Here is a 15,611-nt window from a genome sequence, read left to right as displayed (position 1 = left end):
AAGATCGTTCCGTTTAAGTTGAGTGTAACGGCCCCTGCCGGAAGTTTTCCACGGCGTCGCGGTAACTTCGGCCAATCGGAACTCTGTGGCTGCCAATTTCGATTAATCCGGGCAACAGAGCTGTGATTTTACCAAGTGAGACGATAAATCCTCGGTGCACGCGCAGAAATTGTTCGCTGGGGAGTTGCTCTTCCATTTGGCTGATTCGGTCTTTGATCGTAAACCGGTTTCCTTCGCAATGCACAATCAGGTAATCGCCAAAGCTTTCAATGTAGAGAACGTCTGTCAACAATACCTTTTGGTATTTCTTGTCGACTTTCAGGAATATGTAGTCGGTATTAATTTCGGTTGCAGGAGCTGGCTGCGATGGTGTGCTTTCGTTCATCCGTTGATAAAAGCGGTTCACGGCTTTCGAAAAGCGCACAAGGGAAATGGGTTTCAGCAGGTAATCCACTACGTCAAGTTCGAAGGCATCGATGGCATAATCGCGATAGGCAGTAGTGAAGATCACTTTCGGCGCCTGGTTTAAGCTTTTTAAAAACTCAACGCCGGTTATCTGAGGCATCTGAATGTCGAGAAAAATCAAATCCACTTTACAGCGCGACAAAAGTTCAATTGCTTCAATTGCATTACTGCATTCACCTACCAAATTCAAATTTTTAAATTCAGATAGATGATTCTTGATAACCCTGATTGCGATGGGTTCGTCGTCAACAATGAGGCAGTTGTAGGTGCTGTCGGTCATAAGCTGGTTTAGCGTGTTGGTGAATCGTTTGTTAGGTTCAGTATTAAATCTATTTCAAAGGTATTGGCTTTGTTCACGATCTGCAAGTTGTGGCCGGGATAGATCAATTCCAGTCGCTTTCGTACGTTTTTCAATCCAATTCCATGGGTATAGTCTTCCTCTTTGGGGCTCGTGGTCTCACAACTGTTTTTGATATTCAGTTCGAGTTTTGCTCCTGCTATATTTAGGCGGATGTCAACGAAGGGTTTCTCCAGCGATTTGCTGACGCCGTGTTTGAACGCGTTCTCGAAGAATGCAAGCAAAAGCATTGGCGCTATTTCCAATTCTTCTGTTTGTCCGTCTATTCTGAAATCGAGTTTCAATTTCTCACCGTAGCGAATCCGTTCAATTTCGATGTAGTTTTTCAAATGGTCCAATTCATCACCAAGTTTCACTTTCGGTTTGTTGCATTTGTAGAGCATGTAATCCATCAGATCCGAAAGCTTCAGTACGAGCTCCGGTGCCAGATCCGATTTTTCGAGCGTCAATCCATATAAATTATTCAGTGTGTTGAACAGGAAGTGCGGATGAATTTGAGCGCGCAACAGTTTCAATTCCGATTCCCTCAGTTTTAGCTCGGTTTCGTATTGGCGGTTTGCCAGCTCTGTATTTTCTTTTTTCATCTCGAAGGCTCGCTTTATTTGTTCTATTGCAATGAACGCGAGAATGACAAAATAGAGCCCAACAAGTAGGAAAACGACATCGAAGGCAGAGGGATCGAGTTTGTACAGTTTAAGGTCGGTGATGAACATGAAAACAAACATGCTGATGAGCGTTTCGAGCCAAAGGGTTATGATGAGGGTATAAAACAGAAACAGCGCAAAGCGAAAGTAAGATCTGGTGAAAAGGAATTTGGGAATGAGGAAGTAGTTCAGAAAATAACTGGTTGCGATGGCCAGCGGAAAAAGCATGGACGCGAATGTGATGGTTGTTGGATAGTCGCGGTTGGCGCGACCAAAAAACAGCACAAAAAACAAATAGGCAATGATCCAAAACAGCAAGTGTTGACCGGCGTTTAGAGCCGATCGGCGGTTGAATGTTTCTTTTGGAATCAGGGCTATCATTTTACCAGCTTCTTTTTTTGAATTGAATTTACCCGAATTTTTTACGGTAGCAAAACAATTGTCGACGAACGTTTCAATCGCGGGTGGATACGACCGGGATCATCCGGAAACGACACGATTTACTGTTGTGATGTCATATCATCTGCAGATGATGTCGTTGATCGATTAATATTTGACATGGGATGAGGATGGTGTAAACTTGCTAATAAATCTCTAAATTTAAATGTCATGAAATTCACTGATCTTTTCTTTATGGGTGGTCCGTTGTTTATGGGAATCGTAACCATCTGGACAATTGCAATGCTGGTATTCATTGTGCTGAAAATCATCCAGATTTTTGTGCAGCAAAGCTATACCAAAGCAGGCTTGGATCTGATCCTTCTTTTCGGAAGTTTAGCGTTTGTAACCGGTATTCTCGGCCAGGCAATTGGTTTGTTTATGGCGTTCGACGCAATTCAAGCAGCCGGTGATATTTCCCCCGCATTAATTGCAGGTGGTTTCAAGGTTAGTATGATTGCGCCTCTTTACGGATGTTTCGCCTTCGTCATCGGCTTGCTGTTATGGGGAATTCTTCGGGAAATAGTAATCCGGAAAGGCCTCGAAAATTAATTTCAATTTTTTTGACCGCCAACATCGATCCAAAAGTGTTTGCCAGTCAGATCGTTTGAGTTTAGTCTGGAGTAGCGGGCCGCGGAGGCCTGAGCCCGCGGCAATAATATCCGTCTGTTTTTGTTATATTTTCGGACTGTTTAGATAACAATACCTGTTGAAACTTCGAAAAACAGGGAAAAACCAAAAATATGGACAAATGGGCTTTAGTCACAGGAGCAGCCGGAGGAATCGGTTTGGAACTTGCCCGGCTGCTTTGTGCTGACGGATATAATTTATTCATGATCGATCTGGACGAGCAGAATCTGGCGACACGTAAAAATGAGCTTCAACAAGAATATGGCAACAAGGTAGAAACGCTGTCCTGCGATCTCAGCGACAAATCGGCTGCAACGCAAGTTTACGATTGGGTACAAAAAATGGGCGTGAAGTTGAATGTTCTGGTAAATAACGCAGGGTTTGGCATCTTCGGAATGTTCGCTTCAACATCCTGGGAACGGGAAGAAAAGATGATCAACCTGCACGTCTACACACCGACACAGCTTGTCAAACTGTTCCTTCCGGGCATGATTGATCGGAAAGACGGACGAATTTTGAATGTTGCTTCTTTGGCAGCTTTCCATCCCGGCCCGCTCATGTGTATGTATTATTCCACCAAGGCTTATTTACTCTCGTTTACCACCTCTGTTGCTACGGAACTAAAGGGAACGGGCGTTAGTATGACAGTACTTTGTCCCGGAATTACCAAGACCGGTTTCCAGAAAGCGGTTGGTTCTTCCGATCCCAAAATCAGTGTGAATATGGCCAGTGCCGAGAAAGTGGCCAGTTTTGGTTATCGGGCCATGACTAAAGGAAAAGTTCTGGCAGTACCCGGCTTCATGAACAATTTTATCCTGTTTGTCCGTCGATTCGTACCGCTTACTTCGCAAGCAAAGATGGTGATGCGCATTCAGGAAAAGAACCGGCAAAAACAATAACTACAGGTTACATTCCGCGTGAACTGATTTGTACCACTCTACAAAATTCCGGACACCTTCTTCGAACGAATATTGTGGGTTGTAGCCAAACAGTTTCTTTGCTTTGTCGATGTTGGCATAAGTAATGTCGACGTCGCCAGCCTGCATGGGAAGTTGTTTTATTTTTGCTTTTTCACCGGTTGCCTTTTCAATTGCTCTGATCATCTCGGTCAGTTTCACCGGTTGGTTGTTACCGAGGTTCACAATCTCGTAGACCTTGTCGTGTGCAAAAAGGTATTGCAGCGCTTTGTAAATTCCATCAACGGTGTCTTCGTAATAGGTGTAATCCCTCGAGGTACTTCCGTCGCCAAACATTGGAATTTCTGCTTTGTGCAAAATCAGCTCGGTGAATTTATGGATTGCCAGATCCGGGCGCTGACGCGGTCCAAAAACGGTGAAAAACCGCATGTTGACGATATCCAGGTTGTACAGGGTATGATAAGTGTAATTAGCCAGCTCACAAGCTTTCTTGGTAAAAGCGTAGGGCGAAATCGGGTTGCTTACATCTTGCGTTTCCAGAAACGGAATATCGGTTGAGTTACCGTAGACTGACGATGATGATGCAAAGGCCATCTTGCGGATTCCGCGCTTGCGCATCATTTCCAGAATATTTTGAGTGGCGGTGACATTTGCCCGCGTATAAGCGTGAGGCGACATGATTGAAGGACGAACTCCGGCTTTCCCCGCCAAATGAACGATACCGTCAATTTCGATATCAGCCAAATTGGCTTCCATGGTTGGCCCATCAGTCAGGTCTAACTCAAAAAATAAAAACGAAGGATGCTTGATGAATGATTTCATGTTACGCTCCTTGATACTTCGATCGTAAAACGGATCAAAGTTGTCAATTCCAACAACCCGATAGCCTTCTTTCAATAACTTTTCGGTAAGATGGGAGCCGATGAATCCGGCACAACCTGTAACGAGAATTACTGCCATAAAATTAGGATCTACTTTATCTTTCCCGATATTCGGGCGATTAGTTTATTGAGGGCCGGCACGTCTAGTCGACTGAATAAACTCTGTTTGTTGTAGTGAATTAATATGTTACGAAGATACACAAACATTCCGAAACTATGGGCAGCCAAAAGTACCGGATCGAGCCGGAACATACCGTAAATGAAATTCATTGCCGAACCAACGATACTAATCACCCAAAAGCCGACGGGTAATACCGACTCTTTCCGGTTTTCAGAATATATCCATTGGTAGAAAAAACGCGAGATGAAAATTAACTGGGCTGCGATCCCCCAGAACATCAACAGCGGGGGATTTTTCGAGTTGTTGAAAAAGGTGGACAGCGAATAATCCGTGCCGAAAAACAAGTAAGCCAAAATGCCAACTGGAGTGGCCAAAATAAAAATCCGCATCGGAAGTGCCATTGGTTTCCAGTCGTTTTTCAGCTGAATATTTCGGACATAAATAAAATAGACCAGGATTTGGCCGATCAGGATTGCTGCGTCCTGACGCAAAATACCGTAGGTGAGCATTAGAATAGAACCAAACAAGCTTATTTTCCAGAAAAGGGTGGGCGATAAGACTTTGCCTTCGTGTTCCGACTTGAACCACTGCACAATTGTACGGCCAAAAAACAGGATTTGCGCAAGAAATCCGATTGAAATTATCAGGATATGATCCATCTATACAGTCTCTTTAAGCCCTGCAAAGATAGAGCTTATCTGATTGGTGAAGTTTTTATTGCCGAATATTTGCAAGAATTAACAAAAACACGACACATTTAAACTTCCCGAACCCGATGAACCTGCAGTAATAGTTACCAAAATTTGAATATCTTTGCGCCAAATGACATTGGGATAACCGGTTAAAGAATTTTTGAAAATAATTAGATGAAGAACATCCGTAACTTTTGCATTATTGCTCATATCGATCATGGTAAAAGCACCTTGGCTGACCGCTTGTTGGAAATAACCAAAACGGTTAGCGAACGGGAGATGCAGGCTCAGGTACTCGATAGTATGGACCTTGAAAAGGAGAGAGGGATTACCATTAAGAGCCACGCCATACAAATGGATTATGAGCAGGACGGAGAAAAATATATCCTGAACCTGATTGATACTCCGGGACACGTTGACTTTTCGTACGAAGTGTCGCGGTCGATTGCGGCATGCGAAGGTGCCTTGTTGATCATCGATTCAACCCAGGGGATCCAGGCTCAGACGATTTCAAACCTGTACCTGGCATTGGAACATGATTTGGAAATTATTCCGATCCTGAATAAAATGGACCTTCCAAATGCTATGCCGGAAGTTGTCGAAGATCAGATTATTGACCTGATTGGTTGCGACCGCAGCGATATTATTCGCGCCAGCGGAAAAACCGGAGAAGGCGTAGAGGAGATTCTTCGCAGGATTGTAGCAAGTGTGCCGGCACCAAAAGGAGATCCGGAAGCACCGCTTCAAGCCTTGATTTTCGACTCGGTCTTCAACCCGTTTCGCGGTGTAATCGCCTATTTTAAAATACTGAATGGCTCGATGAGCAAAGGCGATTTGGTGAAATTTGTCAACACCAAGAAGGAGTACGACGTCGACGAAGTTGGAGTACTTCGTTTAGGAATGGAACCTCGCAAAATGCTGGGGACCGGAGATGTGGGGTACATCATCTCGGGTATTAAAATGGCCAAAGAAGTAAAAGTTGGTGATACCATTACGCATAAAGAACGTCCGTGTGATAAAGCAATTGAAGGTTTCGAGGAAGTGAAACCGATGGTTTTTGCCGGCGTTTACCCGATCGAATCAGACGACTACGAAGATTTGAGAGCGGCGATGGAAAAATTGCAGCTCAATGATGCTTCGCTGACCTACGAGCCGGAGTCGTCAGCGGCACTTGGTTTTGGTTTCCGATGCGGGTTCCTCGGGATGTTACACATGGAAATCATCCAGGAACGATTGGATCGCGAATTCGATATGAACGTGATCACAACTGTTCCCAACGTGTCGTACCTGGTGCATACAACCGATGGCGAAACCATACAGGTTTACAACCCGAGCGGATTGCCTTCGGCCAATAAAATCATGGAAATTGAAGAGCCGTTCATTCGTGCACAGATCATTACAAAGTCTGATTTTATCGGGCAGGTCATGACCCTTTGTATGGAAAAGCGCGGGTTAATGACCAAGCAGGATTACCTGACTGCAGAGCGTGCCGAACTGACTTTCGATATGCCATTGGGCGAAATTGTATTCGATTTCTACGATAAACTGAAGTCGATTTCGAAAGGATACGCGTCATTCGACTACCACATGATTGGCTTCAAACCAGCTAAGTTGGTTCGTTTGGATATCCTGCTGAATGGTGAAATGGTCGATGCACTTTCGTCGTTAATTCACTTTGACAACGCATATAACCTTGGCCGCCGCATGTGCGAAAAGTTACGGGAGCTAATCCCTCGTCAACAGTTCGACATTGCGATTCAGGCAGCTATCGGGGCTAAAATCATCGCCCGCGAAACCATTAAAGCGGTGCGTAAGGACGTAACTGCGAAGTGTTACGGTGGTGATATTACCCGGAAGCGAAAACTGTTGGAAAAACAGAAGAAAGGTAAAAAACGAATGAAGCAGGTTGGTAACGTGGAAGTTCCGCAGAAAGCCTTCCTCGCTGTATTGAAACTGGATTAAAAAGGAACCTTGTGTTCCTTTTCTTTTTTTAGATCTTTTCCAGATTTTTTCGCCCGTGCATGTTGGATGAATTCGAAGAATTGCTTTTGAGCTTCTTTTCGATTGTGCTGGCTTGGTCGTAGAAATACTTGAATTTGATCATCTTGGCGATGCTTTTTATTTCATCTAAAAGCTCTATCGCCTGCCCCGTTTTTTCGTCATGCAGTAAAAAGTCGACCTGGACCAGGTAGTAGCGTAGTTTCACATAGTATTTGTAGTTGACGGAGACAGATCTTAGTTCCACTTCTTTGAGATTCTCCCGAGCTATTTCTTCTTCGCCTGTATTTAAAAGTGCCCGGGCGTAAAACGCTCTCATTAGTTCATACAGCCAGGATGACCGATGTTTATCTAGAATATATTTGTCGGTAACTGCGTTCGTGACCGTAACGATCTCATTAAAGCGATTGGCGTAATTCAGAGCATTAGCTACCAGGTATTCAAATATGGGAAAGCTGAATTTTAATTGCGCTTTGTCGGTCAGAAACTGTTCCGATTGCTTCATGATCCGTTGCATCAGTTGATCGCTAAACCGGTTTTGAAGGAACACTTCGGACATGATCTGCACTGCGTAGTAGAAGCCAGCTGTTAGAGGAACCAGCTTCTCAGGTTGTTGAATTTGAGCAAACCATCCAGCTTCCGCCTGCAAGTTTTCCATATCCTTTTCGAAGAAAAACTGTGTAAATTTCAAATAGTGCCCGTAAATCTGAGCGTCTTCCCTCGGTGCATTTTCCAGATAATAATTCACATTCTCTCCCGAGTGCAATACCAATGCATCCATGTCGAAGAAGAATTCAAAATAAAACTGTTGGCCGGCCTGAGATTTTGCGTAATGGGGAATAAGGTAATCCCGAATCTCCTTGTGTTTTCGGAGTTCAAGCGTCAGAATATTTAGAGCATCGGAGTCAATGTCCAGCGTGTCAATCAGGATTTCGTTACTACTACCAACTTTGAAGATGGAATAAATGTCTTTCAAAAGTTCTGTTTTACTTTCCCTGAAGGCAATTTTAATGAGGTATTTAATGATGTTCGACCGCAGCTGCCTGTTGTCTGAATAGTAATCGCTGACTCTCTTAATCAGGTTAAGGTCGAACTTATTCTCGCGAAGCCATTTGTTGGCCAGCATGAACTCCATCAAAATGTCGTGCGAAAAATTGACACAGGTTTTCAGTGAAAGATAGTAGCCGGGAATCGTATATTCATAGAGGATGTTTTTCGCAACCAAATCTTTGTATGCTGCTGTGAATTCTTCGGTTGTTGGAAAGACATCTTTGTCGATAGACGTAATTTTTCGTCCGTATTCGGAGTGTTGGAAGATTGTATCGATAATGGCGGCTTTCTGAACAGAGAACGGTTCTGAAAATAAGTTGTTGCAAATTGCGTCCTGCAGAAGGTCGATATCTGTTTCAATATTTTCCTGTTTCTTCTTGAGGAATAGATTTAGAAAGAACGGATGGCTGATCACTTCCAGCGTATGCGGAGCCTGAAAATACATTTGTTGCAACTGCTTTTGCGAATGATGCTTTTCCAAAAGCTGTTTGATTTCCTTTTTCTTCAGTAACGGAATATTGATTGTCTCGTTCACGAGCGCATTGAAGCTCACATCAAACCATTGCTTCCGGATCGACGTCTTTTTCTGCGTAATGCCAGATAGGATTTTCCAGTTATCCGGATGTGCGGTCAGAATCAGCTTGAACCAGGGGGTGTTTTCGTAAAAGGCAACAATGTCCAACAGGTTTTCGATGAACCCGCTCAACTTATCTGTTTGATAAAATATTTCGTTCAATCCGTCGATGATTAAAACGAAGCGACCGGTTATTTCGTCAGGATTTTCGCGGAAATAGTTACTGAAGCTGTTGCCCGGGTCAAAGCTCAGCAGATTCTTTATTCGGGCATTGCTCGAATATTTATTGACCATGTTAACCAGGCTGCCTCCATCAATTAGCAGCACAATGTCGTCGGGATACTTCGCATTCTGTCCGGTGAAATAGTGTTCGACCAGTCGGTAAATATGCGTCGATTTTCCATAGCCATCGGGAGCAATGAATGCGGTCGCCGTTTTTTGTGAATTCAGGAAAGTGTCGATTTTGTTGACGGCGAATTCGCGGAGTGGCCATTCGCAGGCATCTCTTCCAATCTTCGCCCCGATTGATTCCATGGAGGTGGAAGTAATATAAAGCATCCGCCTTTTTAGTTGCTGCCAGGAATTCAAATTCGAGAATGAATGCTTATTTTTTTCGAATGTGTTGGCGTAGTCTTCCCAATTTTCGAAATTGAGGTAAATAGCCAAGGTATCGAGTGTGTATTGAGACGGATTAAAAGGCGTTTTAATGATACCGAAAAATCGTTTTAAGGTAGAAACACTGATTTGCCTGTTCGTAGTTTCCGTGATCGAGTCGGCGAGAACCTGGCAGTCTTTGGCATAGCGGATTTTGTGTCCGTACTTTCTGCGGATTTCGTCATTGATGAGTTCTTTTATTTCAAATTCCTGCCCCTTCATGTTGCGCGGAGTAAAATTTTTATTCGATCAGGTCATCAAACCATACTTAATTTACAAAAAAATACCGAAAGTTCTATCAAGGTTTTATTGAAATATATGTGGTTCTCTCAATGTCTTTTAACACGAAAAAAATGAGAAAACGAGTTGTCCTTAACTTGCTCAATAATTTATGTAAATCTACTTTTCGGTGCCTTTTGCGCTGTTTCTAATTGCAATTATAGAACATATGTAATAAAAATGAAAGTGTAATATTATTTTAATTTCAGCTGTACTAATTGTTTTTCTGACAGTTAGGATTTTTGTATTAATGTGTGTGAATGAATAAAATGAACAGGAAATGAATGGTGAAAAAGGAACAAAAAAAATGTTAAAAAGATATCTTGCCGACGTTTTCTAATTAACTAAAAATCCAAGCTATATGAATCGTGTATCTAAAACTAACTTGAAAAGTCATTCTTCCGGACATCATTGGGCGGAAGAAAAGGCGACATCCGCTTATGCGTCGCGTCATTTGAACCCGGTGGCGAAAGAGAAAGGTCGCCAGGAATTTGTTGTTGATTGGCAGGTAGGAAATGTTCATACCCAACCGAATAAACCACAATCCAAACATTTTTTTTAGTATTTCGATAGGCTATACTCTTTGACTTCGGTTGAGAAGTTTTTCCTGTTTGCGGTTTTAAATAGAGATTAAAGAAGAGGTGTATGTTTTATTTTAAAAGGAGATTTTGATGAGTATTAAGAGACAATATTTAAAAGGCAAACAATTGTATAAAGTAACATTCAGGCTTATTAACGGCAACGGGCTCGATGCAAAGAACATTCGGATTATTGGAGAATTCAATGATTGGGATTTTGCGAGTGAGCCGATGGAAAAGTCTGAAGGAGGAGTATTTACGAAGGTGTTGGAACTCGATGCAGATCAGGAGTATCAGTTTCGCTACTTGGTTGACAACAAGTTTTGGGAAAATGATCCCGACGCAGACGACCTTGTTCCTTCCGGTACCGGCAAGGAAGATTACAATTCAGTGATCGTGCTTTAGTTTAATCAGAATAATTAACAGCTGGCAACTCGAAGATCTTATCATGCGGTAAGATTTTCGAGTTCCTTTTTTATAAGCCGTTTCGTGTAATTAGGCAGACAACCTTTTCGCTTATTTCCAATCACTCAAAAACGACCAGTTTTTCTCAGCCGGTCGAGGCAACCCGTTTGTTTTGCTTTTGCCGAATTCGGAAAGTCAATTTTATAAAAAGAATTGTAGTGAAAGGATTACGGGCATATCAATGGGTTGCTCATTTTTGCTTATTTTGACATTTGTTGTTTATAACGCAACAATTTCTGTCTGATATAGTAACCCGGAATATTTATGGATCTTAGTCTGCTGATTGACATTGTTATCATTTTCGCTCTTTCCACGTCCGTAAACTATTTGTTTACGAAGATAAAAGTGCCGACGATTATCGGCTATCTGCTCACCGGAGTTATTGCCGGTCCGTACGCGTTGGGAGTTATTCGCGAGCCGCATTCCATCGAGTTGATGGCCGAAATTGGAGTCGTTTTGCTGATGTTTACAATTGGGTTGGAATTCTCTATCAATCATTTATTCAAGATTCGTAAAGTTGTATTTGTTGGTGGATTTATGCAGTTGCTGTTGACTGCAGGGATTACTATGTTGGTCGCACGATTGTATAAAATCGATTGGCCGGGAGCTTTGTTCGTCGGCTTCCTGACTGCCTTGAGCAGTACTGCAGTAGTATTGAAATTGATGCAGGAACGATCGGAAATCACCTCAAACTACGGGAGAACCGTTGTCGGAATTCTCATTTTTCAAGATATCATTCTGATCCCATTGTTGCTTTTTACGCCAATGTTGGGCGGCGAAAGTAGCAACCACACCAATGAGTTGCTTTTGCTGTTGGGTAAAACCGTTATTTTGGTTGGCCTTGTCTATGTGGGCAATCGCTGGCTGATGCCAAAAGTGTTGCAAATGGTTGCGCACACCAAGAACCAGGAATTATTTATGATGAGCATTTTTGTAATATGCTTGTCGGTGGCTCTGTTGACAGCACAAATGGGTATTTCGCTCGCTTTTGGAGCTTTCCTCGCGGGCCTCATGATCTCCGATTCGGAGTACAGCCACAACGCATTCGGACATTTGATTCCATTTAAAGATACCTTCACCAGTTTCTTTTTTGTCAGTATTGGGATGCTGCTGAATATCGGTTTCGTCATCGATAATCCGTTCCTCGTGTTTGGAACTGTTTTGTTGGTTTTGGTTTTGAAAACCGTAATTGCAGGTGGAACTGCTTTCGTTTTAGGGCACACCTTTAGGGGAACGGTGATGGTTGGATTCGCTTTGTGTCAGGTGGGGGAGTTCTCCTTCATCCTCGCACAAACAGGAATGAAGTACAGTATTATCGCCGATGAATATTACCAGTTATTTTTGGCGGTTGCCATTATCAGTATGTCGGTTACGCCCCTTCTCATCATGGTTTCGCGGAGGGTCGCAACTATTTTGCTGAAATTGCCGCTTCCGCAGACACTTGTTGATGGGCTATTCCCACTGCCTCAAATTGAACTGCCTGCTTTTAAAAATCATGTTGTCTTCATCGGCAAGGACTCGCGTGCTGTCAATCTGTCGGCAATGGCGAAGTATGTTAACTTACCGTATGTATCTATTATTTTCGATCCGGTTGTCGTGAAGAAGCTGCAGGCGAAAGGGGAGACGGTAATTTATGGAGATGCAGTGAATGAACCAATTCTGGAGAAAGCGTACATCAATACCGCTGATGTTGTAGTGATCTCGGTTGGCAACCTGATCACCGCTATGTCGGTTATTGAGAAAATTCGGCATCTGAATCCGAGTATTCACATCATTGTGCGAACCAAGCATGTTTTTGATGTGGATGAATTGTACCGCATTGGTGCGAACCAGGTGATTCCGGAGGAGTTTGAAACAGCCATTGATTTGTTTGAAAAAGTACTGAGCAAGCGATTGGTTCCGCAGCGTGAAATTAACAGGCTGATCGCCAAGATCAGGGATGATCACTACGGAATTTTCAGGGACGACAGCGACGATTCCAATCAAATTTTTAAAGAATTACCCAACCTGAATATTGTCGCGCTGAAGGTGAGGGAAGGTTCCGAAGTGATTGCTAAAAGTATTAAGGAAATTCAGTTTCGTAAAGAGTACGGCGTGACGCTGGTTGCGATTTTACGTGATGATCGCTTGATAGAACATCCCGAGGCTCGGTTTGTGCTCCAAGAGAATGATACCGTTTATATCATGGGGCGTTCCGAAGAAATTTCGAATGCATTCAACTTATTCGGGAAAGACGAGACCTCCTAGCAGAAGCAAAAAAAATCCCGGTTGTGCCGGGATCTTGTCGGTATACTTGGTTTCTCTGTCAAATCACAAAATCAATTTGTAGCCTTTACCGTGAACGTTGATGATTTCAACCGACGGTTCTTCTTTCAAATGCTTGCGCAGTTTGGTGATATATACATCCATGCTTCGTGCATTGAAGTAGTTGTCATCAATCCAAATTGTCTTCAACGCAAAATTGCGTTCCAGTACCTTGTTGGCATTATTGCAAAGCAGACGCAATAATTCTGATTCCTTGGTTGTCAGTTTTACGGTTTCGTCTTTTTCGTCGTCCGTCAAAACTTGTTTGCGCGGATCAAAGGTGAAACGCCCGAGTTTGAATACGGACTGCTCAGTTCCGGCTTTATTGGTTTCCTGCGCAGTGCGGCGCAAAATCGCTTCAATACGGAAAATCAATTCTTCCATACTGAACGGCTTGGTGATATAGTCATCAGCACCAGTGCGGAAACCTTCCAGCACATCTTCTTTCAGGTTTTTAGCCGAAAGGAAAATAATCGGTGTTTCCTGGTTGATCAGGCGGATGTCGCGTGCCAGTGAAATACCATCTTTTTTGGGCATCATTACATCAAGGATGCACAAATTATATTCGTTTTTCTTGAATCCTGCGTAAGCCAGTTCTCCGTCTCCGAAGAGATCGGTATCGAAACCTTTGGCAATTAAGTATTCTTTTAAAAGTAAGCCGAGGTTTTCATCGTCTTCGGCCAATAAAAGTTTTGCTTTTGTTTCCATTTTCTTTCATATTAAGCGGGAAGTAAAGAATGAATTTCGTTCCCTTATTAACAACACTTTCTACTTTGATTTTTCCCTGGTGCGAGTCAATAATTTTTTTCACGTAGCTCAACCCAAGTCCAAATCCTTTTACGTCGTGAACATTTCCTGTTGGTACCCGGAAAAAGCGCTCAAAAATCTGATCAAGGTGTTCCTTCGGAATCCCGATTCCATTGTCTTTTACCGATACCAGTAAATTATTTCCTTTGTTTTCTGTTTTAATTGAAATTGCGGGCTCTCCTTTGCTGTACTTGACAGCATTGTCCAACAAGTTAAAAATAACGTTGGTGATGTGCACTTCGTCTCCTTTAATCAGATCTTGTCCCGCTAAAAGTTCAGCATCAAGCTTTCCGCCTTTGTTTTTGACCCTTAGTTCAAAGTTAATAATAACATTACTAACTAAGTCATTAAAGTGGAACTCTTTAAACTTAAGTTTAAGTCTCCCTTCGTTAAAGATAGCCATTTGCAGCACTTTCTCAACCTGGAAACTGAGGCGTTTACTTTCCTGTAGAATGACATTTGAGATGTGCTCAATCGTCCGTGGCGTGTTCGACACACTATTGTCGTGCAACATTTGGCTGGCCAACGAAATGGTTGAAATTGGCGTTTTCAACTCATGGGTCATATTGTTGATGAAGTCGTTCTTGATGATCGACAACTTTTTCTGCTTCAAAATGATCAGGATGGTGTACACGAAAATGGCAATCAGCATGAAGGTGAGGATTGCTGTCGGGATCACCATGAAACCTGTCGCTTTTAGAAGGAAGGTATCACGCTTCGGGAAATAGATGCGTAGGTAGTTTGGCTTCAATTCTCCGATGTCGCGTGGAAACAGCACGTCTTTGTACTCTTTACGTGTTCCCGGGTTGTAATCCTTGTCGCCAAACACGAATTGCTCTTTGGCCAGCGGGTAGGACTTTACAGCATATTTAAAATCGAGATCAATCCCGTTGTCTTCCAATTCCGATTGTAAGGCGTGCTCCAGCTGTTGTTGGTTAATGCGCTCGGTCAACGGAAGCTCTGCAAAGAAACGTTGATTTTGAATGATGCGCAGGGCTTCAGCCCGTTCATCCAGCTTACGTTCGTATTCTTGAATAAAGTAGCTGTCGTAGTCGTGGAACATGTCGAAAGCAGAAGGGAATTCTCCGGGTCTGCCTCGTTCGTTGTTCAAATCGACAACAGAGTCGGAGTAGCTAAAAGTCAACTCTTCCTGGTAGATGGCACTTGCTCCGTTTCGTTGGTAGAACTTTCTGGAGAAACTAACTTCACCTTGTTTCTTATTTTGCGGAACGAAGTTGCCGTTTCGGCCCATGTTGGGAAATAATGAGCTTCCGCTGGATTGTGACGAATAGGTGCTATTCAAACGCGACATCTCCTCCCGTTCCATCCGGTCGATCACTCGGCGCAGAGCTCGCCCAACGGTTTGGTCAAATTGTTCCTCCCGAATATCAAAAGCTTTTTTAATGGAATTAGACTGAACCAGGATCAGACTGGTCATAACTAATGCCATTAAAACAATAAGGCTGATGATGATCTTTTTGCTCATGGGCGCAAATATAACTTTAAATGGCTAGCTAAAATTAGTACTTAACACAATTTAACATGGCCTGAAAATCTGATGTTTAGGAGAACTGTTTCGCACTTAAAATCGTTAACAGGCTTTAACATTTGTTTACATGTCGTACCAATGTGAATATCTATCTTTGAAATGTGAAAAGCAAAGCAATTGTCTTTTTACAATTTGGGGTTTAACTGAGTTTTAACAAGGTGAATTTAGGTTTTGGTTTTGCGGGGTCAGGGGACCCCGCAAATTTTT

General features: G+C 42.9%; 13 protein-coding genes. 6 read left to right on the top strand and 7 right to left on the bottom strand.

Translation table 11 applies throughout. The features are described 5' to 3' along the window. Positions 1-13: 13 nt before the first annotated feature. Positions 14-745 carry a LytR/AlgR family response regulator transcription factor gene (locus BC643_RS09290; RefSeq protein ID WP_120272821.1) on the bottom strand — a complete coding sequence of 244 codons (732 nt, stop codon included), beginning with the start codon at positions 743-745 and terminating at the stop codon, positions 14-16. An 8-nt stretch (positions 746-753) separates the two neighbouring features. Next, a complete protein-coding gene (locus tag BC643_RS09285) occupies positions 754-1,848 on the bottom strand; it encodes a sensor histidine kinase (RefSeq protein ID WP_120272820.1) in 1,095 nt (364 codons plus the stop codon). Between the two features lie 228 nt (positions 1,849-2,076). On the opposite strand from BC643_RS09285, the gene BC643_RS09280 reads away from it, so the two are divergent. Both BC643_RS09280 and BC643_RS09275 read left to right on the top strand, forming a co-directional pair. Beyond that, on the top strand, positions 2,077-2,457 hold the full coding sequence (locus BC643_RS09280) for a MotA/TolQ/ExbB proton channel family protein (protein WP_120272819.1): 381 nt from the start codon (positions 2,077-2,079) through the stop codon (positions 2,455-2,457). Between the two features lie 191 nt (positions 2,458-2,648). Beyond that, positions 2,649-3,434, top strand: a complete 786-nt coding sequence (locus BC643_RS09275; RefSeq protein WP_120272818.1) for an SDR family NAD(P)-dependent oxidoreductase — start codon at positions 2,649-2,651, stop codon at positions 3,432-3,434. On the opposite strand, the gene BC643_RS09270 is transcribed toward BC643_RS09275, so the two are convergent. Continuing rightward, a complete protein-coding gene (locus BC643_RS09270) occupies positions 3,435-4,412 on the bottom strand; it encodes a GDP-mannose 4,6-dehydratase (RefSeq protein WP_120272817.1) in 978 nt (325 codons plus the stop codon). A gap of 11 nt (positions 4,413-4,423) precedes the next feature. Beyond that, positions 4,424-5,113 carry a lipid-A-disaccharide synthase N-terminal domain-containing protein gene (locus tag BC643_RS09265; protein WP_120272816.1) on the bottom strand — a complete coding sequence of 230 codons (690 nt, stop codon included), beginning with the start codon at positions 5,111-5,113 and terminating at the stop codon, positions 4,424-4,426. Between the two features lie 207 nt (positions 5,114-5,320). Here BC643_RS09265 and lepA point away from each other — a divergent pair, with 207 nt between their 5' ends. After that, the gene (gene lepA / locus BC643_RS09260) at positions 5,321-7,108 is read left to right on the top strand and encodes a translation elongation factor 4 (protein WP_120272815.1); all 1,788 of its coding nucleotides are present in this window, start codon (positions 5,321-5,323) and stop codon (positions 7,106-7,108) included. A 28-nt stretch (positions 7,109-7,136) separates the two neighbouring features. Here lepA and BC643_RS09255 read toward each other — a convergent pair whose 3' ends face one another. Further along, positions 7,137-9,644 carry an NACHT domain-containing protein gene (locus BC643_RS09255; RefSeq protein ID WP_120272814.1) on the bottom strand — a complete coding sequence of 836 codons (2,508 nt, stop codon included), beginning with the start codon at positions 9,642-9,644 and terminating at the stop codon, positions 7,137-7,139. Positions 9,645-10,062: 418 nt separating this feature from the next. Between BC643_RS09255 and BC643_RS09250 the strand changes: the two genes are divergently transcribed. From BC643_RS09250 to BC643_RS09240, 3 genes are all read left to right on the top strand, one after another. Continuing rightward, the gene (locus BC643_RS09250; protein ID WP_120272813.1) at positions 10,063-10,263 is read left to right on the top strand and encodes a hypothetical protein; all 201 of its coding nucleotides are present in this window, start codon (positions 10,063-10,065) and stop codon (positions 10,261-10,263) included. A gap of 109 nt (positions 10,264-10,372) precedes the next feature. Further along, positions 10,373-10,684: an isoamylase early set domain-containing protein gene (locus tag BC643_RS09245; RefSeq protein WP_120272812.1), complete on the top strand. Its 312-nt coding sequence runs from the start codon at positions 10,373-10,375 to the stop codon at positions 10,682-10,684. Positions 10,685-11,008: 324 nt separating this feature from the next. Continuing rightward, positions 11,009-12,991, top strand: a complete 1,983-nt coding sequence (locus BC643_RS09240) for a cation:proton antiporter domain-containing protein (protein ID WP_120272811.1) — start codon at positions 11,009-11,011, stop codon at positions 12,989-12,991. Between the two features lie 63 nt (positions 12,992-13,054). Here BC643_RS09240 and rprY read toward each other — a convergent pair whose 3' ends face one another. Together rprY and BC643_RS09230 are read right to left on the bottom strand one after the other, a co-directional pair. Continuing rightward, positions 13,055-13,756 carry a response regulator transcription factor RprY gene (gene rprY / locus BC643_RS09235; RefSeq protein ID WP_120272810.1) on the bottom strand — a complete coding sequence of 234 codons (702 nt, stop codon included), beginning with the start codon at positions 13,754-13,756 and terminating at the stop codon, positions 13,055-13,057. Next, entirely contained in the window at positions 13,716-15,341 is a 1,626-nt protein-coding gene (locus BC643_RS09230; protein WP_120272809.1) for a sensor histidine kinase, read from the bottom strand. Before BC643_RS09230 ends, rprY begins: the two co-directional genes overlap by 41 nt. Between the last annotated feature and the right edge of the window lie 270 nt (positions 15,342-15,611).

Source organism: Mangrovibacterium diazotrophicum (genome assembly GCF_003610535.1).
Taxonomy (GTDB): domain Bacteria; phylum Bacteroidota; class Bacteroidia; order Bacteroidales; family Prolixibacteraceae; genus Mangrovibacterium; species Mangrovibacterium diazotrophicum.
This window is presented reverse-complemented; position numbering and strand designations above follow the sequence as displayed.

Coding starts and splice junctions, on each gene's coding strand:
- BC643_RS09270 (WP_120272817.1), bottom strand. CDS start 4,412: ATGGCAGTAATTCTCGTTACAGGTTGTGCCGGATTCATCGGCTCCCAT.
- BC643_RS09265 (WP_120272816.1), bottom strand. CDS start 5,113: ATGGATCATATCCTGATAATTTCAATCGGATTTCTTGCGCAAATCCTG.
- rprY (WP_120272810.1), bottom strand. CDS start 13,756: ATGGAAACAAAAGCAAAACTTTTATTGGCCGAAGACGATGAAAACCTC.
- BC643_RS09285 (WP_120272820.1), bottom strand. CDS start 1,848: ATGATAGCCCTGATTCCAAAAGAAACATTCAACCGCCGATCGGCTCTA.
- BC643_RS09290 (WP_120272821.1), bottom strand. CDS start 745: ATGACCGACAGCACCTACAACTGCCTCATTGTTGACGACGAACCCATC.
- BC643_RS09230 (WP_120272809.1), bottom strand. CDS start 15,341: ATGAGCAAAAAGATCATCATCAGCCTTATTGTTTTAATGGCATTAGTT.
- BC643_RS09255 (WP_120272814.1), bottom strand. CDS start 9,644: ATGAAGGGGCAGGAATTTGAAATAAAAGAACTCATCAATGACGAAATC.
- lepA (WP_120272815.1), top strand. CDS start 5,321: ATGAAGAACATCCGTAACTTTTGCATTATTGCTCATATCGATCATGGT.
- BC643_RS09245 (WP_120272812.1), top strand. CDS start 10,373: ATGAGTATTAAGAGACAATATTTAAAAGGCAAACAATTGTATAAAGTA.
- BC643_RS09240 (WP_120272811.1), top strand. CDS start 11,009: ATGGATCTTAGTCTGCTGATTGACATTGTTATCATTTTCGCTCTTTCC.
- BC643_RS09280 (WP_120272819.1), top strand. CDS start 2,077: ATGAAATTCACTGATCTTTTCTTTATGGGTGGTCCGTTGTTTATGGGA.
- BC643_RS09275 (WP_120272818.1), top strand. CDS start 2,649: ATGGACAAATGGGCTTTAGTCACAGGAGCAGCCGGAGGAATCGGTTTG.
- BC643_RS09250 (WP_120272813.1), top strand. CDS start 10,063: ATGAATCGTGTATCTAAAACTAACTTGAAAAGTCATTCTTCCGGACAT.